Here is a 21,436-nt window from a genome sequence, read left to right as displayed (position 1 = left end):
CGCCGCCGCCCACCACCGGATCCCAAGGGATTTCCGTCGAGTGGACACACCGGCTAGATCGATCGCAAGGTCGAACCGTCCACTCGATGGCCTGGTGGAGAGTCGGGGCGTCGTCACCCGCAGGCCGGTCGCCGTGCCTCCCCGCTGACCCGTCACTTACGCTCCGACACGCCGCCAGAACGCCTGCTTTGGTGACCGGTCGGCGGGGTCCCTTTCTGGGGGAAGGGTCAGTGGCGCCAGTAGCCGCAGAACATGACGCGGTCCTTGGGCGTACCGGTGCGGACCCAGTGCCGGCGGAGGTCGGTGGCGAGGGACTGTTCGCCGACGACCCAGCCGTAGCCGGTGCTGCCCGGACCGGCCAGCTCGGTCGCGACGGCGAGGGCGGCGCGGCCGGGCACGGCGGCGGGGTCGGCGCGGGTCACCCAGCTGACCTCGACGCCGAACGGGACGGTGAGCTCCTGCCGGTCGCCGGCGGCGGGGATCTCGATCACGGCGGTGCCACGGGTGTCCTCGGGCAGTGAGGCCAGGATGCCGGCCGCGGCGGGCAGGCCGGTCTCGTCGGCGACCAGGGTCACTCGCTCGGTGTCGCCGGGAGCGTTGAAGCCGACGCCCTCGTCGAGCAGTGCGGCCAGGTCGCCGGGTGAGCAGGTCTCGGACCAGACGGTGGCCGGGCCGGCGGTGCCGTCGTCCGCCGAGCCGTGCCGGACGAAGTCGATGTCGAGTTCCGGGCCTTCGGGCCCGGCCGGCCGGAAGGCGCGCACGGTGTAGTTGCGCAGCACCGGCCGCTCCAGCTTGGCCACGGTCAGGAAGCGCGCGTACGACAGCGTGGTGAGCCGGCTCGGCACCCGTTCCAGGGTTCCCCCGGGCACCGGCAGGAACAGCCGGAACCACTGGTCGAACCCGAGCGGTACGAACCGGGCCAGGTCCGGTCCCCCGACGGTGACCCGGACGAAATGCTCCGAGATCGCCTCCCGGCGCAGCACCCGTACCGTGATCAACTCGGTGGTCTCCGGCTTGATCCGTCGAGCCGTGAGATTCGTCCGCGCCACAGCAACCCCCTCGCTTGAGGAGGTTAGGTTAACCTATCCAAACTCTCAGGGCGAGGGCGGAACCGTGCGGCGCAGCTTGAGCCGCGACGCGATCAGCCAGGCCAGCAGCGCGAACAGGGCGAAGCCGCCGACGTCGAACGCGGCGTTCTCCCAGCCGATCTCGCGGATCCCGCGGGTCGCCGAGATCGTCCCGGTCAGCCCGGCCAGCAGATAGGCCAGCACGTTGTTCGCGATGTGCGCCCCGATGCCTGCCTCCAGCCCGCCGGTCCGCCAGACCAGGATCGCGGCCAGCAGCCCGAAGGCGAACCGGTCGACGAACAGGGCCGGGTTCTGCACGCCGTGGAACAGCGCGAAGATCAACGACGACGCGATGATGCCGAACCACGGCGTCTTCATCACGCTGCCCAGCGCCTGCAGCAGGTAGCCGCGGAAGAAGACCTCCTCGGCCGCCGCCTGCAGCGGCGAGGTCAGGATGATCACGATCAGGAACAGCCAGAAATGATCATTGAGCTTGAACTGGGGTACGCCCTCGACCAGCGTCGACAGTCCCTGGATCAGCACCGGGGCGACGATCCCGAGCGCCAGGCAGATCGCGAAGTAGCGGCCACGCAGGTGCGACTCGACCGAGATCAGCCAGCGCGGGTTGACCCGGTGCACCAGCGGCATCAGCACCGCACAGATCACGATCAGGGTCGCCAGGCCGAGGTTCGCGCCGAGCATCCCGACCGGCGACTCGAACCGCGCGGCCGCCGCGGCGTAGTCCCCGTACGGCGTCTGCGGCGAGCCGACCGCCCAGAAGCCGAACACGATCGCCTGGTTGATCACCGTCGTCAGCAGCAGGAACAGCGCCAGTCCGCAGGCGACCCCGAGCAGCGACCGCCACCAGGCCGACCCGGGCACCCGGAGCAGTTGCGGGTACGTCAGCCCGGCGGCCGGGATCTCCAGCGCGTCGTCGAACGTCCCCCGCGGCGCGGAGCCGCCCGGCGAGGGCTGCGGCCGTGGCGCGGGAGGCTTGGCGGGCGCGGTCGGCTCGGCGGCGCCGCCACGGACCGCCGGGTTGCCCGACCGCTGCCGGCGTCGGTCGTTCATCCGCCGAGACCCGAGCGCGCCGCGGTGAGCCTGGCCAACGTGGACTCCCGGCCGAGCAGTTCCAGCGACTCGAACAGCGGCGGCGAGATCCGCTTGCCGGTGACGGCCGCGCGGACCGGACCGAACGCATGCCGCGGCTTCAGGCCGAGGCCGTCCACCAGCGCTGCCCGCAGCGCCGCCTCGATGGCTTCATGATCGAACTCGGCCAGCCCGGACAGTGCGGTGATCGTCGCGTCCAGGACCGGCGCCGAGTCCGGCTTGAGGCCGGCGTCGTCGCCGATGACGATCTTGTCGTCGGCGGTGAACAGGAAGTCGATCATGGCCACCGAATCGGACAGGGTGTTGATCCGCTCCTGGATCAGCGGCGCCAGGTCGGTGATCAACTTCCGCTCGGCATCGGTCGCCGGATCGCCGATCAGGCCGGCCCGGCCGAGGAAGCCGGACAGATGCTCGACGAACTCCTCCGGCCCCAGCATCCGGATGTGCTCGGCATTGATCGCCTCGCACTTCTTCGGGTCGAACCGGGCCGGGCTGGCGTTCACCTTGCGGATGTCGAACGCCTGCACCATCTCGGCGATGGTGAAGACGTCCCGGTCGTCGGCGATCCCCCAGCCGAGCAGGGCCAGGTAGTTGAGCAGGCCCTCGGGCAGGTAGCCCTTCTCCTGATACTCCGCCAGGCCGCCGCCCTGGTCCCGCTTGGACAGCCGCTTGTTACCCTCGCCCAGCACCGTCGGCAGATGGCCGAAGATCGGGATCCGGCCCGAGCCGACGCCGATCTCGGCCAACGCCCGGTAGAGCACGATCTGCCGCGGTGTCGACGGCAAGAGGTCCTCGCCGCGGAGCACATGGGTGATCCCCATCAGCGCGTCGTCGACCGGGTTGACCAGGGTGTACAGCGGGTTCCCGTTCGCCCGCACGATGACGAAGTCCTGCTGGTGCTCGGCGTCGAACGAGACCTCGCCGCGGACCAGATCGGTGAACGCGATCGCGCCGGACTCCGGCATCTTCATCCGGATCACGTACGGCTTGCCCTGGGCCTCGAACTCGGCCACCTGCTCCGGCGTCAGATTCCGGTGGATGCCGTCGTACCCCCGCGGAGCGCCCTTCGGCAGGTCCTTCTGCCGCGCCTCCAGTTCGGCGGGCGTGTCGAAGCATTTGTACGCCAGCCCGGCCTCGAGCAGCTTCGCGGCGATGTCGACGTGCAGCTCACGGCGCTCGGTCTGCAGGTACGGCCCGTACTCCCCGCCCTTCTCCGGACCCTCGTCCCAGTCCAGGCCGAGCCAGCGCAGCGAGTCGTAGATGTTGCGGTAGGACTCGGCCAGGTTGCGCTCGGCGTCGGTGTCCTCGATCCGCAGCACGAAGGTGCCGCCGTGATGCCGGGCGAAAACCCAGTTGTACAAGGCACTCCGGACGTTGCCGATGTGCAGGTTTCCGGTCGGCGACGGTGGGAACCGGACGCGGACCTGTTCGGGTGCCAGGTCGCCCAGCACCGGGTCGGGGGTCATCGAGCTTTCCTCACGATTCGATCAGGTGGTCGGAGTGCTGGTCCCGGAGGAACCGCCGGTGACCAGGTTGGTCAGGATACCGATCCCGTCGATCTCGACGCTGACCTCCTGGCCCGCCTTCATCACGCCGACGCCCTCCGGTGTCCCGGTCAGGATCACGTCGCCGGGCAGCAGGGTCGTGTAGGAGGAGATGTACTCGATCAGTTCGGGGATCTTGCGGATCATCAGGCTGGTCGAGCCGTGCTGCCGTTCCTCGCCGTCCAGCGTGGTCCGGATCGTGAGGTCACTGACCTCCTCGATGCTCTGGTGGGTGGTCATCCACGGCCCGAGCGGGCAGAACGTGTCGTACCCCTTCGCGCGGGCCCACTGCCCGTCCGACTTCTGCAGGTCCCGGGCGGTGACGTCGTTGGCGATCGTGTAGCCGAAGATCACGTCCTTGGCCCGGGCCGCCGGCACCTCCTTGGCGATCCGGCCGATCACGATCGCCAGCTCACCCTCGAAGCTGACCTCGTTGCTGGTGTCGGGATGGATGATCGACTCCCCCGGCCCGATCACCGACGTGTTCGGCTTGAAGAACGTGAGCGGTACGGCCGGCACCTCGTTGCCGAGCTCGGCCGCGTGCGCCGCGTAGTTGCGGCCGACCGCGACGATCTTGCTGCGCGGGATCACCGGAGCGAGCAGCCGGGCCGCATCGAGCTCGATCCGTTCCCCGGTCAGCTGGACCGGGGTCGCCAGCGGGTCACCGTTGAGCACGGCCACGGTGTCGGGATGCTGACCGCCGTCCTCGGCGAGTTCGACGATGCCGTACTGCGGATCCGAGCCGGCGGTGAAACGAGCGATACGCATGGCGACACAGTATCCGCAGCCGCCCCGACCCCACCGACCCTGCCCGCCGCCGGCCGGCCGTCACTCTGGCCACACTGGTGCTGCGGTTTTTCACGTTGCGTGAAAAACCGGCGCTTTCCACGAGAAACTTCTCTGGTAAAGCGACAACTTTTCACGGGACGTGAAAAACCGACCGAGGGGATCGCCGCGGCAGCGCGGCAGCTCGGGAGGCTCGGGTACGGATTCGTCCCGCCTCGGGCATACTCCGGTGCATGACGGCAGAGCCCTTCGACACGGTCGACCTGATCCGGACCAAGCGGGACGGCGGTGTCCTCGCCGAGGCGGAGATCGACTGGCTGATCGACGCGTACACCCGCGGAGTGATCGCCGAGGAGCAGATGTCGGCGCTGGCCATGGCGATCTTCCTCCGCGGCCTCGACGGCACCGAATTGGCCCGGTGGACCCAGGCCATGATCAACACCGGCGAACGGCTCGACTTCTCCGGGCTGTCCCGGCCGACGGCGGACAAGCATTCGACCGGCGGGGTCGGCGACAAGATCACGTTGCCGCTGGCGCCGCTGGTGGCGGCCTGCGGGGTCGCGGTGCCGCAGCTGTCCGGGCGCGGGCTGGGCCACACCGGCGGCACGCTGGACAAGCTCGAGTCCATCCCCGGCTGGCAGGCCAAGCTCTCCAACGAGGCGATGCTGCGGCAACTGGAGGACGTCGGCGCCGTGATCTGCGCCGCCGGCTCGGGGCTGGCGCCGGCCGACGCGAAGCTGTACGCGCTCCGCGACGTGACCGGGACCGTCGAGTCGATCCCGCTGATCGCGTCCTCGATCATGAGCAAGAAGATCGCCGAGGGCACCGGGGCGCTGGTGCTGGACGTCAAGGTCGGCTCCGGCGCGTTCATGAAGCGGCCCGAGGACGCCCGCACGCTGGCCCGGACCATGGTCGAGCTCGGCGGCGCCGCCGGTGTGCGGACGGTGGCGCTGGTCACCGACATGTCCACACCGCTCGGTCTGACCGCCGGCAACGCGCTCGAAGTGGCCGAGTCGGTCGAGGTGCTGGCCGGCGGCGGGCCGGCGGACGTGGTGGAGCTGACCCTCGCGCTGGCCCGGGAGATGCTGGCCGCCGCCGGCCGGAGCGATCAGGATCCGGCCGACGCGCTGGCTTCGGGCCGGGCGATGGACGTCTGGCGTTCCATGATCAGCGCGCAGGGCGGCGACCCGGACGCGGCCCTGCCGACCGCCCGGGAGACCGAGGTGATCACCGCACCGGAGGACGGGATCCTGGCCACCCTGGACGCCTACGCCGTGGGGATCGCGGCCTGGCGGCTGGGCGCCGGCCGGGCCCGCAAGGAGGACCCGGTGCAGGCCGCGGCCGGGGTGCAGCTGCACGCCAAGCCCGGCGACCGGGTGACCGCCGGCCAGCCGTTGATCACCCTGCACACCGACACTCCGGAGCGCTTCGGCCGGGCCCGGGAGACGCTCGACGGCGGCTGGTCGATCGACGACGCCGCCGTACCGGAGCGTCAGGTGATCATCGACCGGATCGGATGACCCGGCGCCGCCGAGTGATCAACAGCAGCCCGCCGGTCGTGATCATGGTCGCCGCGCCGCCCAGCAGCCAGCCGAGCTGATCGGCGGCGCCGGTGGCCGGCAACTCGCCGGTCGGGCTGTAGACCGCGGCGTTCCTGGTGGCCTCCGGCCGCTTCTCGGTGAGCGTGACCGGATCGGTCCGCCCGGACCGCGGATCTGCAAATTCGTAGCCGTCCGGCAGGCCTGAGAACCTCACCCGGTAGGTGCCGCACTTCACCGCCAGGCTGTAACGGCCCCGGTCGTCCGTGGTCGTCCGGGCCGCCGCGTCGCCGTCATCGTCGATCAGGGCGACCCGCACGCCGGCGAACCGATCCTCGTCGTCGTCCGGTACGCCGTCGGAGTCGGCGTCGTTCCAGACCAGGCCACCGATCCGGCACTTCTCGGCACTCGGCGCGGAGGGCGCCGGCGAGGTCGGCGTCGGGGTCGGGCTCGGCCCCGTACCGATCTTGCGGACTCCGGCATCGACGGTGCGATCGAAGGAGGTCTTCGCGGTCACGGTCACCGGGTCGGTCAGGCCGGTCCTGGGATCCGCGTCGGAATCCTTGGCCGGATCGTCTCCGGCGTGCTGTCCGGTGAACTCGTACCCCTTGACCAGGTCGGAGAACCGTACCCGGTAGGTCCCGCAGTCGGCGACCAGTAGGTGCTTGCCGTTGCTGTCGACGAACGAGGTCGTGGCCACCTTGCCGTCGCCGTCGATCAGCTCCACCAACTGGGCCCAGCCCACCCGCTCGCCGGGGTCCTGGATGCCGTCGCCGTCGGCGTCGCCCCAGACGAAGTCGCCGATCCAGCACTGCGGCGGGACCGGCTGGTCCGGCAGCACGAACCCGGCGTCGACCGTCACGGTGGCCCGGTCCGCCGGATCCTCGCTCTCGCCGACCCGGACGTTGGCGAACGCCAGCGTCGGGGCGAAGTCGCGCACCTCGATGTCGGAGTCCTTCGTACGGTCGTCGCCCTGCTGCGTCTTGGTCACCTCGGCGCCCGTCGGCGTCCGGAACTGCAACGCGTAGTCACCGCACAGGATCGCCGGGAACGAGTACCGGCCCTGCGCGTCGGTGACCGCCGGGTCGTAGCCGGCGGGCTCGCCGTTCGCGTCCAGCAGCTGGATGACGACGTTCGGGATCCCGGGCTCACCGTCGTCCTGGATGCCGTTCTCGTTCTCGTCGGACCAGACGAAGTCGCCGATCGAGCACTCCTCGTAGGAGGCCAGGATCCCGGCGTCGACGGTGACGTTCGAGGGATCGTCCTCGGTCAGGACGACGGGGTCGGTCCAGCCGATCTTGGTCTCGAAGCCCCTGGTGGCCGGGTCCGAGTCAACGGTCCGGTCGTCGCCCTTCTTCGTTCCGGTGAGCGAGCCGCGGATGGCCGTGGCGTCGAACTTCACCACGTACGTGCCGCAGGCGAGGTCGTCGAACCGGTACCGTCCCTGGGCGTCGGTGGTCACCGGATCGACGTCGACCGGCTGCTCGTCGGCGTCGAGCAGGGTGACCTTGACGCCGGGCACCCCTTCCTCGAAGTCGTCCTGGAGCGAGTTGCCGTTCCGGTCGTGCCAGACGTAGTCGCCCAGCTCGCACGGCCCGGCGGCGACGGCCGGGGCCGCGGTACCGCCGAGCCAGAGCCCGAGTCCCGCGACGAGAGCGGCCACCGCCGCCATCAGGGACAGCAGGGCTCGCGGGCGCGTTCGGGGTCGGGTCGGTGAGGTGCCCACCATCGGGACTCCAGTTCTCGGGACAAGCCGCGGTTCCGGGCAGCGGCGGCCGGTGACGCCCGTGTCACCTCGCCGTTGCAAGCTGTAGGTCGTCCGCGCCCCGGGCTACCCGCAGGCGAGAGACTCGCCCGACGATACCGCGTGGCCGCCCTGCCCGTGCCGAATCGGCGTAACCGCTTCGTCGCCGCGCGTTCACTCCCCGGACATCAGGGCGAAGGTGGACACCGGCGTGCCGCGCTCCTCGCTGGCGGCGACGGCCTTGCGCCAGAAGGCCTGGGCGGTGTGCGACAGGGTGGCGTCGACTCCCACCTCCTCGCTGGCGTCGATGATGTGCTGCGCGCCGGCGTCCATCATCTTCAGGCCGGCCAGGGACGCCCAGCCGCCGTTCTGGTTCGCCACCGAGAACTCCTCCATGAAGTACGGGAACGCGGCGGCCGAGCGGATCGCGTACGGCACGAACTGGCCGATGCTGTGGCCGGACCGGTCGATCAGCGCAGTCGCCTGGTCGAACCCCAGCAGCCACGGATGGAAGATGATCAACAAGGCCTGGTAGAACACCTGGGCCAGGCCGTCGTCCTCGCCGAGATATTCCTGCGGGCTGAGCGGCCGCAACAGCTCCGCGTGCGCGTCGAAGACCTGCCGCGGCCCGCTGTAGAAGATGTACGACGCCGGATGGGTCAGGTTGTCCCCCGCCGACATCACCCCGCCGGAGAGGAACTCCGCGCCATGATCACGAACCCAGGCGGCCCCGCGCCGGGCCTGCTCCGGCGAGTCCGACGACAGGTTGGCGATCACCTTGCCGGCCAGGCCGTCGGTCGCCTGGCCCAGCACGTCGTACATCGCGGCGTAGTGGGTCAGGCTCACCACGACGACCTCGTTCGCCGCCAGCGCGTCGGCCACCGACCCGGCCCGGACTGCGCCGAGTTCGACCATCGCGTCGGCCTTGTCGGCGCTGCGATTCCACACCGTCACCTCGACGCCCGCGTCCAGGAAGGCCCGGACCATCGACTGCCCCATCGGGCCGAGCCCGATGACGGTGACGGACCGGGTCGTGTTCTGCTTGGACATGAGTGCCCCTTCTGCTCGTTCGGTTGGGATCGGCGCCGGGCACCATCGTCATCTCCGCTCGCGGAGCGGGGAAGACCGAACGTTGAGGTGGGGTTGCTTACCTCGAGGTCCGAAATCAGGTCAGAGGGGTGTGGGCATCGTGAGCAGTGACACGGATCACGACGTGTGCGGCATGAGCGTGGCGATCGACGTCGTCGGCGGGAAGTGGAAACTGCATCTCATGTGGGTGCTGGCGGCCGGACCGCAGCGATTCGGCCGGATCAGAAGGTTGCTGACCGGGGTCAGCGAGAAGGTCCTCGCCGAGAACCTGCGCCAGCTCGAAGCGAGCGGGGTCGTCCGGCGCGAGGTCTATGCCGAGGTGCCGCCCCGGGTCGAGTACTCGCTCACGCCGATCGGCCGGGAGTTGGAGGTCGCGCTGCGCCCGCTCGAGGTCTGGGGCGACCGGCACCGCGACGAGCTGCTCGGAAACCTGCTCGCCGCGGCGCCGTAACGCTCAGTTCCGCTCGGCCGGATCGACGTCCTCGGTGTGGATCAGCCCGTACAGGTACGCCTCGTAGAGCGCCTCCCAGGACGCCTCGATGACGTTCTGGCCGACGCCGACCGTGGTCCAGGCCCGCCGGCCGTTGCTGGTCTGGATCAGCACCCGTACGGTCGCGTCGGTGCCGTGACCTTGATCGAGAATGCGGACCCGGTAGTCGATCAGCTCGAACCGTTCCACCACCGGATAGGCGGGCAGCAGCGCCTGCCGGACAGCATGATCAAGAGCGTTCACCGGACCGTTGCCCTCGCCGACCACGCGATGGCTCTCGCCCTTCGCCGTGATCCGCAGCGTGCACTCGGTGTCGGTCTCCTGATCATGGGTGGACTGCGTGAACACCCGCCAGGACAGCACGGAGAAGAACTCCGGCAGCTGCCCCAGCTCCCGACGCAGCAGCAGCTCGAAGCTCGCGTCCGCCGCCTCGTAGGTGTACCCGGCCGCCTCGGCATCCTTCACCTGGTCGGTGATCTTTGCTGCCACCTCGCGGTCGGACAGGTCGAACCCGAGCTCGGAGCCCTTGATCTGGATGTTCGCCCGGCCGGCCATGTCGGACACGAGCATCCGCATGTCATTGCCGACCAGCGCCGGATCGATGTGCTGGTAGAGATTCGGGTCGACCTTGATGGCGCTGGCATGCAGGCCCGCCTTGTGGGCGAACGACGACAAGCCAACATAGGGTTGACGATTGCTCGGTGGAACATTCGTCACCTCGGCGATCGCATGGGATAGGCGCGTCGCCTCGGACAGGGAGCCGGCCGGCAGCAGCTGCCAGCCGTACTTGAGTTCCAGGTTCGCCACGATCGTGACCAGGTCGGCGTTGCCGGTCCGCTCGCCGTACCCGTTGAAGGTGCCCTGGACATGCATCACGCCGGCGTCGACGGCGGCCAGCGTGTTGGCCACCGCGCAGCCGGTGTCGTTGTGGCAGTGGACGCCGAGCTGGGCGCCGGTGCCCGCGGCGGCGGTCACCACGTCACCCATCCACTGCGGCAGCATCCCGCCGTTGGTGTCGCAGAGGACGACGACCTCGGCGCCGGCCTCGCTCGCCGTACGGACGACCTCGAGGGCGTAGGCCGGGTTCTCCCGATAGCCGTCGAAGAAGTGCTCGCAGTCGACGAAGACCCGCTGGCCCTCGGCCTTGAGGTGGCGCACCGTGTCGGTGATCATGGCGAGGTTCTCGTCCAGCGTGGTCCGCAGGGCCTGCTCGACGTGCCGGTCGTGGCTCTTGGCGACGATGCAGGCGACCGGTGCCCGGGAGTCCCGCAGGGCGGCGGTGAGCGGGTCGTCGGCGGCCTTGCCGCCGACCCGGCGGGTGAACCCGAAGGCGACCAGCGTCGAGTTCTTCAGCGGGACCTCCCCGTCGGCCATCGCCTGGAAGAACGCCGTGTCGTTGGGGTTCGCGCCCGGCCAGCCGCCCTCGATGAAGTCCACCCCGAACTCGTCCAGCAGCCCCGCGATCGCCAGCTTGTCCGGCACCGAAAGCCGCAAACCCTCCTGCTGCGCGCCGTCGCGCAGCGTGGTGTCGAAGACGTGGAACTCCTCGGGCTGGGTTCGCATGATTCGTGGTCCTTCGGGGTCGGGGGGTCGTTTGCGGCAAACAAAAAACCTCTCGTTTCGGTACGAGAGGTTTGCGCGACGAACAGACGTTCGGCGCGCTAGCTGATAATGATCGAGGACGACCGCATGGGCTAAGTCTTACCCCGGCCGGCCGGAATCCGTGCCGGCAGTCCCAGGTTCTGAGACAGGTCACCGTCGGCACGGGCTGCCGCGACCCACTACGCAACGACGATCAGCGGTACCTCGGCGGGCTCGCTCCGGTTCCCGGCGGAATCCGTGGCGGTGACCCGCAGGCGGTAGGCCCCGGCGGCCAACGGACCGGCCTGGACCGTCGCCGACCCGCCGGCTCCGGCCGTGCCGCGACCCACCTCCCGGTCGCCGTTCCAGAGCTGGATCAGTGCGCCGGGCTCGCTCCGGACCGAGACCTCCGGGGTGTCGTCCGCACTCCGCCCGGGTCGGGCCGGCGCGGTGACCGCGGGCGCGTCCGGCGCGGTGACGTCGCGGACCCGGATCAGGTCCGGCCCGTCGGCATAGTAGACGTCGCCGTTCGCGGCGAGGGTCATCAGCGCGGTGGCGGCGAGCGTACGGGACTTCAACGATCGCGGTTCGACCACGGTCAGCTTCCCGCCCAGCGTCGTGTAGAGCAGCCCGTCGGCGGCCCAGCGCAGCTGGACCGGGCGCCACAGGTGATTGAAGTTCCAGTCGGTGGCGACGATCTCGCGGCTCTTCACCACCTCGAGCGTCCCGGGATCGAGCGCGAAGATCGTTCCCCAGGCGGCACCCCAGAGCAGCCCGTCCGGCCCGAAGGCCAGCGAGCCGATCGCCTTGGCCGGAACGGCTCCGGGCAGCTCCGGCGTGATGATCTTCTGCACGGTCCGGGTGGCGACGTCGAAGACGAAGACGCGAGCCTCGGTCTCGGTCGGCTCGATGCCCAGGCCGCCCCAGACGGTGGTCGAGCCGTACAGCTTGCCGTCGGAATAGGCCAGGCTCATCACGCTCTGGCCCGGAACGACGTTGCGGTACGTCGACCAGGCGCTGCCGTCCTTGATCGTCACCGCGCCGCCGAGCGCACCGTACGTCGGGATGGTGCCGACGAAGAGCTTGCCGTCGCCGGACGTGATCGCGAACGGACGATCTTGATCATCGCCGATGTCGTGCACCTGCCGGGGATTGGTCCCGGCACCGAGCGGCTTGGTCGTGTCGAGTTCGTGCATGATCGCGCCGGGATAGTTGCCCAGGTAGAGCGAGTCCCCGAGCGCCGCCATGCCCTCGGACTGGCCGAGCGCGAAGTTCGCCAGCTCTCCGGTCGCCGGATCGAACCGAGCCCCGGTGCCGCCCGGATAGCCCGACGCGTACAGCCGGTCGTCGGGACCACGTTCGAGCGTCTGCAGGGTGATCGGCGAGCCTTCCAGGACCGACGGCTTGCTGATCACCGCACCCGTCTGCGGATTGAGGAAGGTGACCGCTCCCCCGTACTGCACGGTCACCAGGCTGAGCCCGGGCAGCTCCGGATTCGTCGCCGAGACGTCCACCCAGGCCGAGTGCCGCAGGTAGGTGCCGAAGGCCATCCCGGTGTCGACCAGTTCGTGGGTGGTCAGGTCGAACGAGCGCAGCCGGCCGCCGGCCATCAGGTACGTCTTGCCGTCCCGCTCGGGCGACGTGTAGAGGCCGCGGTACTGGCCGACCACCGTGTCCAGCCAGGCGCCCGCGACCGTGTCGTAGATCAGCAGCAGGTTGACGTCGGAGAGCTGGACGAACAACAGATCGCCCGCGACGTTGAGGCTGTAGATGCTCGGCGGCTTCGCCGGATCGAACTCCGGGCGGGCCGGCAGCGGGATCTCGGTCTTGGTCCCGGTGCCGGGGTCGATCGACCACAGGCTCCCGGTGATCCCGACGCCCGCGTACACGGTGCCCCGGTGGTGGGCCAGGCCCCGGACGTAGTCCTGGCCGGGGACGACCGGGCCGAGGTCGGTGAAGCTACCGGCGGCGGTGTCGTACTTGACGACCTTGCCGCCGGGATAGGTGCCCGCGTAGATGTTCCCCGCGCCGTCCGGGGACACGCCGTAGAGGACGCTCGCCCCGGGCGCCTGGCCGAGATCGCGCACGGTGGCGTCGGACGGCTGGTAGCGGAACAGGTGCCCGCCGCCGGAGATGATCACACTGCCGTCATGATCAACGGCGTGCGACCAGGAGTCCCCCGCGCCCGGCAGCGGGATCGTCCGGAGCAGCGTGTGGCTGTCCAGATCGACCACCTGGAACGTCGCCGGCGATCCGGCCACGGTCGTGTACAGGACGTCGTGGCCGTTCTCGACGCCGTACGCGCTGTCGAACACGGCTACGGAACGGATCAGCGGACCGAGGTTCTCCGGCTCCGCGAACCTGGCCGGCAGCGCGGCCGCCGGAACCCGAGCGGTCTCGGCCGCGGCCGGGGCGGTGCCGAGGACCAGCGTCAGCACGATGAGGAGCGGGACCAGGCCGAGGCGCTGAGGAACGGTTCGCACGGGGAACTCCATCCTGCGATCTATTACGGGCGACCATGACACTAAATAGAGGCAGGCCCTAATATGGGTCGGCGTGTGACGAGTGTCAAGGCTCGGCCGGCCGAACCGAGACTCAGGAAGCCGGGTCCGGCTCGCCCGCGGCCGGGCCGTCCGCGACCGGCCGGGTGGCCGTACGCAGGCGCGGGCTCAGCGCCACGACGAGGCCGGCGGCCGCGCAGATCAGGGCAGCACCACCAGTGGCCGGGACCGGTCCGACCAGCTCGGCGACGGCACCGAACGCCGCGATCGTGATCACCTGCGGCGCCGACTGGACCAGCACGAACAAAGCCTGGAACCGGGACACCATCCCGTCCGGGGTCCAGTCCAGCAGCAGCGGGCCGAGGTGGCTGGTGAAGACCACGGTGCCGACGCCCATCGCGACCGACCCCAGCAGCGCGTACGGGTACGCGGGCGCGACCGCGAGCAGCCCGGCCCCGAGCGCGGCCAGCAGCGGCCCGGTGATCATGGCCGGGCCGCACCGGTGCAGGATCCCGCGCCGGGCGATCAGCAGCGTGATCACCAGCGACCCGGCGATCCAGCCCGCCTCGACCACCCCGGTGGCGGCCGCCGTCCAGCCGCGTTCCCGGGCGAGCAGCGGCAGGCACAGGAACACCACCGGCAGGATGCCCGACGCGACCAGCGCGGTCGCGCCGTAGAGCGGCGGGATGCCCGGTGTCCGGACGGCCGCCCGCAGTCCAGCCCAGGACTGCCGGAGCACCGACTCGGTGGCCGGCTCGGTCGGCAGCCGGTACGGCGGCCGGACCAGGATCAGGACGCCGATCATGATCATTGCCGCGGCCAGGTCGACCAGGAACACGCCGGCCGCACCGATCGCGATCAACGCCACACCGCCGAGCGGCGGGCCGATCATCCGGCCCACCTGGGACAGGCCACTCACCTTCGCCCACAGTTCGGGGAGTTCGTCGATCGTGGCGAACAGCCGCGGCATCGTGTTCGCCGCCGGCAGCGAGAAGGCGCTGATCACGCCGAGGGCGAGGGTGAAGACGGCGAGCCAGGTCAGGCCGGGCGGGGCGACCATGATCGCGACCGTTCCGGCCAGCACGGCGAGCACCCGGCAGGCATCGGTGATGATCAACATCCGGCGGGCGCCGAACCGGTCGCCGAGGGTACCGCCGAACACCAGCAGGACCGTCCGCGGTACCGCGATCAGCAAGTTGATCACGGTGCTCGCCGTGGCCCCGAGCCCGGAGGCGATCCAGGCGAGGACGAAGAAGAGCATCACGTCGGCGGTCCCGACCACCGTCGTCCCGCCGATCCACAGGGCCCGGCCGGCGGTCCTCGACCGGACCCGGTCGGCGACCCGGAGCGTCATCGCAGCGGCTGCTGGGGCATGATCAACAACGTGAAGCTGCCCTGGTCGGCGCTGCGCACCAGGACCGGCCGGTCCGGGGCGCTCGATTCGACCAGGACGTCCGGGCCGACGCCGGCGGTCAACGCCGCGGTGAGCACCTCGGTGGCGAACGCGACCGTCAGCGAGCCTCCCCGGCACACCGCCGGGACCCGGCGCGGGCTCAGCGACGCGTCCGGAGCGAGCGAGCCGTCGTGGAACTCGACGTGATCCCGGTCGATCACCAGCCGGGCACTGCCGGTCGCCGGCAGCGCGGCCGTCGCGGCCGCCCGGTCCATGATCACCCGGGACCGCCACGGCGGCAGACCGGCGAGAACGGCGCGGTGACTCGGATGAAGATCGACCTCGTGGCGCAGGTCGAGCCGGTCCTGGTCGGCGACCACCTGCGGCGGTACGGCAGCGCCGGCCCGGCCGGCCCCGAACCGGACGGTCACTCGGTCCTGCCGGCGGGCCAGCTCGGTCAGCGGCTCGGTGTCCGCGACGGCGATCGGCAGCCGGCGGGCCGGCGCCAGCCCGGTGATCACGACCGGCAGCGTCCGGACGGCGAGCCAGGCGGGTCCGTCGGCCACCACCGCCAGTTCGCCGGCGCCGTCCGCCTCGACCGGCCCCAGCTCGAGCAGCACACCGCGCCGTCCGGACGCCGGCTCCCCCGCGCTGCGCACCTGACGGATCGCCGCCGCCAGCTCCGGACCGGCGACCTCGACCGTGGTCTCCGCGGCCGGCTCCGCTTCCGTACCGGAGCGTGATTCGGCCTCCAGGCTCGCCACCAGCTCGGCCGCGGCCCGGGCCGCCCGCTCGGCCCGGGTGCCGAGCTTGGCTGCGTGATCCCGGACGATCTCCGCCGCCCGAGCGGCCGGTCCGGCGAGCACCGACTCGACCTCGGCAAGCGGCAGGTCGAGCTCCCGGCTCCGGCGCAGCAGCACGGCGGCCCGGCGCTGGTCGTGCCCGTAGTAGCGGTATCCGGTCTGCGGATCGATCTCGCGCGGCCGGAGCAGCCCGCAGTCGTCGTAGAACCGGAGCGCGCTGGGCGTCAGTCCGACCAGCCGGGCGAAGGCTCCGATCGTGAGCAGGTCCGGTGAGTTCACGGCACCCATCGTGCTGATTCGACCAACCTGAAGGTCAAGCGCGCCGGGCCGGATCCGCGATCACCGACCCCGATAGGGTCGCCGGATGGCTCAGCGCAGGTCCCGACCGAGTCGGCCGAACCCGGTCCGCCGGTGGATCGCGTCGAACTACAGCAGGCCGGCCATGATCGTCACGGTGGTCAGCGTGCTGGCCAGCGCCGCCGGCTTCCTGGCCGCCGTCGGCGACTCCGAGGGCGAGAACCCGCTCAGCTGGCTGATGTTCGCCGGGCCGGCACTCGCCGGAGCCTTTCCCACGCTCGAACTGGCCTGGGACCGCGAGCACGACCTGTCGCTGGCGAAGGTCACGCGGCGCTGGTTCCTGTTCCCCGCGATCGGCGCGGCCGGGGCCGTGATCGCCATGGGCCTCGCCGAGATCGCCGTCCGGGCGTCCGGCGCCCTGGCGGCGGCCCAGGCCGCGGACAAGTGGCACTACTGGTTCCCGGCCGACGGACCGGGGGTGCCGTCGATCCTGTTCGGCCTGCTCGGCTACGTCGCCGGGCTGCTGCTGGCGCTCGCGTTCTACGTGGTCGTGCTGTGGCCGCTGCAGCTGCTGCTGCGGCCGCACCAGGCCATCGCGGAGAACCGGCTGGACACCTCGCCCGAGCATTTCCGGCGGAACCGCACGGCGCTGGGCCTGATGCCGCTCCTCGCCCTGAACGCCGTCGTGATCGGGACGGCGCTGGTGTTCGGGATCGCGTGGCTCGCCGTCGTCTCGATCGTCCTGGAGATCGCGATGACCGTCGCTGCCGTACGGCTGCAGCGGGTCGATCCGCGCCGGCGAGCCGGAACGGGCCGACAGCCGAGCACCGGATCGTAATTCAGGTTTGGCTACCCTAATCTAGCTCCATGATCATTCCGTCAGCGGAGCTCGCGTTCCGCTCCGCACCGCCGCTGCCCCGTCGCCGGCTGCTCGCCCTGCTCGGCGCCGCCTCGGTCGCCGCCGCCACCGGTTGTTCCACACCCGGAGCCGAAGGAACGGCTGCGGCCACCCGGACCGTCACCCACCCGCTCGGCACGGCCGACGTCCCGGTGCAGCCCAGCCGGGTCGTGGCCCTGGATCGCCGCGGCGCGCTGCCGCATCTGCTGGCGCTCGGCATCACGCCGGTCGGCGGCCTCACCCACAAGAGCATCATCGGCACCGACTTCCCGGAACTGGTGGCCGAGCAGGCTGCCGGAGTCGAGGTGCTGCCGGTCGCCGGCGGCGCGGACGATCCGGCCCTGGAGCCGGTGACCGCGCTTCATCCCGACCTGATCCTCGGCTACACCGGCGGCATCGAGGAGGTGTATCCGGCGCTGTCGCAGATCGCGCCGACGGTGGCCGTCGACGTCGATTTCACCGACGCAGCGGTGAGTCTGCGCGCGATCGCGGCGGCGGTCGGGCGCGAGGCCGAGGCGGACCGGGTGGTGCGGGAGTTCGAGCAGCAGTGCGACGACCAGCTGGGCCGGCTCGGCGACCTCGGTACGGTGTCGATCGTGCTCGGGATCGGCGACCAGCAGTTCCGGGCGTACAGCAGGACGGGCTCCTCCGTGGCCCGCTGGCTGAGCGAGCGCGGGGCCACCGTCGTCCCGGAGGCCGAGGGCGCCGAGGCCAGCGAGGACAAGACGTTCATGTTGATCAGCCCGGAGCGGCTGGACATCCTGACCGGCGACACGATCGTGGTCATGTACAACTCAGGCCCGGCCGGCGAGAGCGCACTGGCCGAACTCGAGGCCGCACCGACCTGGCAGCAGCTGGCCGCGGTCCGGGCCGGCCGGGTGGTCAAGATCAACTCGCAGTCCTCGGTCGGCTCGTACGGCTTCCAGGGCTACGCCTCCGTCCTCGACGAGCTGGTGTCGGGCTGGCCGACGGGCTGAACGGCGCGACCGGGTGTCGGACCCCTGGGCCAGAATGTCCGGGTGACCACGGAGACGTCCCGGCGATCGCTCGGCCTCGGCTGGGACCCGAGCGGTGCGCGGCTCACCTGGTCCGATGCCACGTCCAGCCCGGTGCCGCTCGGCACCGCGCTGGCCCTGACGGTCGGGGCCGATCGCCGCTGCGTCGGATTCTGGCGCCGGGACCGGCACATCGCCTGCCCGACCCGCAGCGAGCTGCCGCCGTCCGGGCGCGGGCCGGTCTGCCAGGAGTGCCAGACGCTGGACCGCTGGGACTCCGTCGCCGCCGACACCCGGCTGGACGACCCGCGCGAGTTCTCGGTCTACCTGGCCCACCACGGGACCAGGATCAAGATCGGGATCACCGCCCGGGAGCGCGGCCGGCTCCGTCTGCTGGAGCAGGGCGCGCTGGCGTCCATGATCATCTCGACCGGCACCCTGCTCGCCGCGCGGCGGGCGGAACACCTGGTCAGCACCGCCCTCGGCTATCCGGACCGGATCAGTTCGGTGATCAAGCACGAGGCCCGGTCCCGGCCCGGTTCGGCGGCCGACCGGGCCGGCCAACTGGAGGACGCGGCGGCTCGGGTCGCGGCGCTGGACTGGCCGGACGGCCAGACCCGGACCCGCGAGCCCGAGATCGTCGATCACGGCACGACGTACGGGCTGCCCGACACCGGACTGCAGCCCCGCGAAGCCCTGCTGCCGCTGGCGCCCGAGGCCGTGATCGCCGGCCGGGTCGAGTGCGCGGTCGGCGCCGACCTCTATCTCGCCACGGACCGCGGGATCACCTTGATCGACAGCCGGCTGCTGGCCGGCTGGCCGCTGCTGCCCGCCCGGGCCGGCGCCGTGCTCGCGGCACCGACCCAGGCGGTCGCCCCGGCGCCCCCGGCGGACACCCAGGACGCGCTCTTCTGATCATGGGTCAGCCGAGCAGGAAGGCACGGACCTGCTCGGCGACCGGCTCCGGCGCCATCCAGAACGCGGAATGATCATGACCGTCCAGGGTCAGCACGGTGACGTTCGGCAGCACCCCGGCCAGCGCCTCGGCGCCCGCCTTGATGAAGGCCTCCCCCTCGCTGCCGACGGCCACCGCGACCGGCGCCTCGATCGCCCAGCGGTCGGTCGGCAACGGCTTGCCGTCCTGCAGGCCGCGCAGGATCCGGCCGTCGTAGGCGTACGTGTGCGCGAGGGCGGCCATCGCGTCCCAGGACGGGTCCTGCTTCATCATGCCGAGGTACTCGGCCGGCACGCCGATCATCTCGGTCATGAAGTACTCGACCGCCTCGCTGCGCTTCCCCGCTGCGACCAGGCCCTCCTGGTGCTCGACGTAGTCGGCCGGGGCGGGCGCCTTGGAGTCGTCGACGATGAACGGCGGTTCGTACAGGTAGACCCCGGTCACCCGGTCACCCAGGGCACTGGCCGCGTCGAGCGTCAGCCCACTGCCGCCCGAGCCGCTGGCCAGCGCCGCGGAGCCGCCGGCCACCTCGATCAGTGCGGCGAGATCGTCGATCTCCCGGGCCGGGTCGTACGGCTGCGGATCGCCGCTCGCCCCACGCCCGCGGCGGTCGTAGCTGATCACCGTGAAGTCCGCGGCCAGCGCCTCGACCAGGCCGGCGACCCCGGTGTGGTCCTCGGCGACGTTGCTGATCACGATGATCGCCGGACCGGAGCCCGTCTGCAGGTAGGCGATCGCGGTGCCGTCGGCGGAGGTGACGGTGGAAAGGTTCGACATGACGTTCTCCTCGGTCTCAGTTCCCGCGGCAACTCCGCGGACACTGCTACCTCGGAGCCGCCCGACCGACCTTGACACCACCTTGACATGACCTGCGTCACACCCGCCCGGCTCGCCGCGCCCCTCTTCACCACATTTACTGGCGCTTTACCCGAGAAACTTCTCTGGTAAAGCGCCGGTTTTCACGGGACGTGAAAAACCGCGCGGCGCGAACGGTGGGTGACCCGGCGGGGCGCGATCAGGAGGGCAGGTCGGCGTGCGCCTCTTCGATCAGGCGGCGGTGGATCGGGCGCAGGTCGGGTGGGAGTTCGTCGAGCTCGAAGAAGCGGGCCTCGAGGATCTCGTCCTCCTCCAGCCGGAGCGGGCCGTCGCTGACCAGCCGGCCGGACAGGTAGACCTCGACCCGGAGTCGGAAGCCGGACCGGTCGAACCGGTGCCGGACGTCGGTCAGCTCGAGGCCGGTCTCCTCCCGGACCTCGCGCTGCAACGTCTCCTCGAAGGTCTCGCCGCGCTCGACGTACCCGGACGGCGGGCCCCACGGACAGCCGGCCCAGAACCGGTGCCGCAACAGCAGCACCCGACCGCGGGAGTCGAACACGGCTCCGGTCACGCCGATCATGAAGGTCGCGTGCCGGAGCCAGAGCAGCCTCCACTGGGCCTTGCCGCGGAGTGATCGCCAGACCCGTTCCGCGGCCCGGACGGCCAGTCGGTGCGGTGTGATCAAGATCAGGAGACCCGGCGCAGCCAGTTGTGGGTGTCCTCGGCGCGGCCGTACTGGATGTCCAGCAGGGCCGACCGGATCGCGGTGGTCACCTCGCCGGCCTCGCCGGTGCCGACGCGATGGCTCCCGCCGGCGTCCTTCAGTTCGGCGATCGGCGTGATCACGGCGGCGGTGCCGCAGGCGAACACCTCCTTGATCGCCCCGGAGCCGACACCCTCCAGCACCTCGGCCAGACTGATCTTGCGTTCCACCGGCGTCAGCCCGTGGTCCTTGGCCAGGATCAGGATCGACTCCCGGGTCACCCCTTCGAGGATCGTGCCGGACAGCTCCGGGGTCAGAAGTTGATCATCGGCGGTGACCAGGTAGACGTTCATCCCGCCGAGTTCCTCCAGCCAGGTGTGCTCGGCGGCGTCGGCGAAGACGACCTGTTCGCAGCCGTGCTCGGCGGCCTCGGCCTGCGCGATCAGGCTGGCCGCGTAGTTCCCGCCGCACTTGGCCGCGCCGGTGCCGCCGGGCGCCGCCCGGGTGTACGTGGTCGAGACCCAGATCTTGACCGGCTTCACTCCGGAACTGAAGTAGGCGCCGGCCGGGCTGGCGATGCAGCTGTAGGTCACCTTCTTGGCCGGCCGGACCCCGAGGAACACCTCGGACGCGAACATGAACGGCCGCAGGTAGAGGCTCTGCTCCTCCAGCGTCGGCACCCAGGCCCGGTCGGCCGCGACCAGTGCCTCGATGCCGGCCAGGAAGTCCTCCTCCGGCAGCGGCGGCAGGGCCAGCCGGACCGCGGACCGATGGAACCGCGCGGCGTTGCGCTCGGGCCGGAACAGCCAGACCGAGCCGTCGGCGTGGTGGTACGCCTTCAGCCCTTCGAAGATCTCCTGCGCGTAGTGCAGCACCGCCGCGGCCGGGTCGAGGCTGAACGGGCCGTACGGAACGATGCCGTCGTCGTGCCAGCCCTGGTCGGCGGTCCAGGTGGCGACGGCCATGTGGTCGGTGAAGTTGCTGCCGAAGCCCGGGTCGGCCAGGATCGCGGCGCGCTCGGCGTCGCTGCGCGGCTGCGGGTTCGCGGTCAGGGGAAAGGTCAAAGTCATCGGTGGCACTCCTTCGTCGATCTGAGGTTACTGCTCTGCGAGATACCCGGCCGACC

The 21,436-nt window shown here is 70.9% G+C and carries 18 protein-coding genes; 5 read left to right on the top strand and 13 right to left on the bottom strand.

The window, feature by feature from the left end:
* Positions 1–227: 227 nt before the first annotated feature.
* Genes AC6CCG_RS15940 through AC6CCG_RS15925 form a run of 4 tightly spaced genes read right to left on the bottom strand, consistent with a single transcriptional unit; the run spans position 228 to position 4,489 of the window.
* On the bottom strand, positions 228–1,049 hold the full coding sequence (locus tag AC6CCG_RS15940) for a siderophore-interacting protein (protein WP_496655559.1): 822 nt from the start codon (positions 1,047–1,049) through the stop codon (positions 228–230).
* 45 nt (positions 1,050–1,094) lie between these two features.
* On the bottom strand, positions 1,095–2,138 hold the full coding sequence (locus AC6CCG_RS15935; RefSeq protein WP_496655558.1) for a CPBP family intramembrane glutamic endopeptidase: 1,044 nt from the start codon (positions 2,136–2,138) through the stop codon (positions 1,095–1,097).
* Entirely contained in the window at positions 2,135–3,643 is a 1,509-nt protein-coding gene (gene gltX, locus AC6CCG_RS15930) for a glutamate--tRNA ligase (RefSeq protein WP_496655557.1), read from the bottom strand. The genes AC6CCG_RS15935 and gltX overlap by 4 nt, the downstream gene beginning before the upstream one ends.
* Before the next feature lie 21 nt (positions 3,644–3,664).
* Positions 3,665–4,489 (bottom strand): fumarylacetoacetate hydrolase family protein, encoded by an 825-nt coding sequence (locus tag AC6CCG_RS15925; protein ID WP_496655556.1) that lies wholly within the window; start codon positions 4,487–4,489, stop codon positions 3,665–3,667.
* 251 nt (positions 4,490–4,740) lie between these two features.
* On the opposite strand from AC6CCG_RS15925, the gene AC6CCG_RS15920 reads away from it, so the two are divergent.
* Positions 4,741–6,027 (top strand): thymidine phosphorylase, encoded by a 1,287-nt coding sequence (locus tag AC6CCG_RS15920; RefSeq protein ID WP_496655555.1) that lies wholly within the window; start codon positions 4,741–4,743, stop codon positions 6,025–6,027.
* Here the strand turns inward: AC6CCG_RS15920 and AC6CCG_RS15915 are convergent.
* On the bottom strand, positions 6,008–7,774 hold the full coding sequence (locus tag AC6CCG_RS15915; RefSeq protein ID WP_496655554.1) for an SdrD B-like domain-containing protein: 1,767 nt from the start codon (positions 7,772–7,774) through the stop codon (positions 6,008–6,010). The two genes, AC6CCG_RS15920 and AC6CCG_RS15915, sit on opposite strands and share 20 nt — an antisense overlap.
* 189 nt (positions 7,775–7,963) lie before the next feature.
* On the bottom strand, positions 7,964–8,839 hold the full coding sequence (locus tag AC6CCG_RS15910; RefSeq protein ID WP_496655553.1) for an NAD(P)-dependent oxidoreductase: 876 nt from the start codon (positions 8,837–8,839) through the stop codon (positions 7,964–7,966).
* Between the two features lie 139 nt (positions 8,840–8,978).
* Between AC6CCG_RS15910 and AC6CCG_RS15905 the strand changes: the two genes are divergently transcribed.
* Positions 8,979–9,329 carry a winged helix-turn-helix transcriptional regulator gene (locus tag AC6CCG_RS15905; RefSeq protein WP_496655552.1) on the top strand — a complete coding sequence of 117 codons (351 nt, stop codon included), beginning with the start codon at positions 8,979–8,981 and terminating at the stop codon, positions 9,327–9,329.
* Positions 9,330–9,332: 3 nt separating this feature from the next.
* On the opposite strand, the gene cimA is transcribed toward AC6CCG_RS15905, so the two are convergent.
* The 4 genes from cimA to AC6CCG_RS15885 all read right to left on the bottom strand — a co-directional run bounded on the left by cimA (position 9,333) and on the right by AC6CCG_RS15885 (position 15,925).
* Positions 9,333–10,931, bottom strand: coding sequence for a citramalate synthase (gene cimA / locus AC6CCG_RS15900; RefSeq protein ID WP_496655551.1), 1,599 nt, complete (start codon positions 10,929–10,931; stop codon positions 9,333–9,335).
* A 218-nt stretch (positions 10,932–11,149) separates the two neighbouring features.
* A complete protein-coding gene (locus AC6CCG_RS15895; protein WP_496655550.1) occupies positions 11,150–13,432 on the bottom strand; it encodes an Ig-like domain-containing protein in 2,283 nt (760 codons plus the stop codon).
* 112 nt (positions 13,433–13,544) lie between these two features.
* Positions 13,545–14,804 carry an MFS transporter gene (locus AC6CCG_RS15890; RefSeq protein ID WP_496655549.1) on the bottom strand — a complete coding sequence of 420 codons (1,260 nt, stop codon included), beginning with the start codon at positions 14,802–14,804 and terminating at the stop codon, positions 13,545–13,547.
* Complete coding sequence (locus tag AC6CCG_RS15885) at positions 14,801–15,925, bottom strand: MerR family transcriptional regulator (protein ID WP_496655548.1); 1,125 nt, start codon at positions 15,923–15,925, stop codon at positions 14,801–14,803. Before AC6CCG_RS15885 ends, AC6CCG_RS15890 begins: the two co-directional genes overlap by 4 nt.
* Positions 15,926–16,010: 85 nt before the next feature.
* On the opposite strand from AC6CCG_RS15885, the gene AC6CCG_RS15880 reads away from it, so the two are divergent.
* From AC6CCG_RS15880 to AC6CCG_RS15870, 3 genes are read left to right on the top strand one after another with little or no spacing between them, the layout of a single operon-like run.
* A complete protein-coding gene (locus AC6CCG_RS15880; RefSeq protein WP_496655547.1) occupies positions 16,011–16,781 on the top strand; it encodes a hypothetical protein in 771 nt (256 codons plus the stop codon).
* Positions 16,782–16,810: 29 nt separating this feature from the next.
* Positions 16,811–17,818: an ABC transporter substrate-binding protein gene (locus tag AC6CCG_RS15875; protein ID WP_496655546.1), complete on the top strand. Its 1,008-nt coding sequence runs from the start codon at positions 16,811–16,813 to the stop codon at positions 17,816–17,818.
* Positions 17,819–17,860: 42 nt separating this feature from the next.
* Positions 17,861–18,751, top strand: coding sequence for a DUF2797 domain-containing protein (locus AC6CCG_RS15870; RefSeq protein WP_496655545.1), 891 nt, complete (start codon positions 17,861–17,863; stop codon positions 18,749–18,751).
* A 7-nt stretch (positions 18,752–18,758) separates the two neighbouring features.
* Here AC6CCG_RS15870 and AC6CCG_RS15865 read toward each other — a convergent pair whose 3' ends face one another.
* The 3 genes from AC6CCG_RS15865 to AC6CCG_RS15855 form a co-directional block, all read right to left on the bottom strand.
* Entirely contained in the window at positions 18,759–19,568 is an 810-nt protein-coding gene (locus AC6CCG_RS15865; RefSeq protein ID WP_496655544.1) for an alpha/beta fold hydrolase, read from the bottom strand.
* A 238-nt stretch (positions 19,569–19,806) separates the two neighbouring features.
* On the bottom strand, positions 19,807–20,292 hold the full coding sequence (locus AC6CCG_RS15860; protein ID WP_496655543.1) for an NUDIX domain-containing protein: 486 nt from the start codon (positions 20,290–20,292) through the stop codon (positions 19,807–19,809).
* Between the two features lie 2 nt (positions 20,293–20,294).
* Positions 20,295–21,380, bottom strand: a complete 1,086-nt coding sequence (locus AC6CCG_RS15855; protein ID WP_496655542.1) for a branched-chain amino acid aminotransferase — start codon at positions 21,378–21,380, stop codon at positions 20,295–20,297.
* Positions 21,381–21,436: the final 56 nt, after the last annotated feature.

It is taken from the genome of Microlunatus sp. YIM B11417 (genome assembly GCF_059617205.1).
Note: the sequence above shows the minus strand (reverse complement) of the source record. Positions and strands in the feature narration are given on the sequence as shown.

Coding starts and splice junctions, on each gene's coding strand:
- AC6CCG_RS15935 (WP_496655558.1), bottom strand. CDS start 2,138: ATGAACGACCGACGCCGGCAGCGGTCGGGCAACCCGGCGGTCCGTGGC.
- gltX (WP_496655557.1), bottom strand. CDS start 3,643: ATGACCCCCGACCCGGTGCTGGGCGACCTGGCACCCGAACAGGTCCGC.
- AC6CCG_RS15925 (WP_496655556.1), bottom strand. CDS start 4,489: ATGCGTATCGCTCGTTTCACCGCCGGCTCGGATCCGCAGTACGGCATC.
- AC6CCG_RS15920 (WP_496655555.1), top strand. CDS start 4,741: ATGACGGCAGAGCCCTTCGACACGGTCGACCTGATCCGGACCAAGCGG.
- AC6CCG_RS15915 (WP_496655554.1), bottom strand. CDS start 7,774: ATGGTGGGCACCTCACCGACCCGACCCCGAACGCGCCCGCGAGCCCTG.
- AC6CCG_RS15910 (WP_496655553.1), bottom strand. CDS start 8,839: ATGTCCAAGCAGAACACGACCCGGTCCGTCACCGTCATCGGGCTCGGC.
- cimA (WP_496655551.1), bottom strand. CDS start 10,931: ATGCGAACCCAGCCCGAGGAGTTCCACGTCTTCGACACCACGCTGCGC.
- AC6CCG_RS15890 (WP_496655549.1), bottom strand. CDS start 14,804: ATGACGCTCCGGGTCGCCGACCGGGTCCGGTCGAGGACCGCCGGCCGG.
- AC6CCG_RS15880 (WP_496655547.1), top strand. CDS start 16,011: ATGGCTCAGCGCAGGTCCCGACCGAGTCGGCCGAACCCGGTCCGCCGG.
- AC6CCG_RS15875 (WP_496655546.1), top strand. CDS start 16,811: ATGATCATTCCGTCAGCGGAGCTCGCGTTCCGCTCCGCACCGCCGCTG.
- AC6CCG_RS15865 (WP_496655544.1), bottom strand. CDS start 19,568: ATGTCGAACCTTTCCACCGTCACCTCCGCCGACGGCACCGCGATCGCC.
- AC6CCG_RS15855 (WP_496655542.1), bottom strand. CDS start 21,380: ATGACTTTGACCTTTCCCCTGACCGCGAACCCGCAGCCGCGCAGCGAC.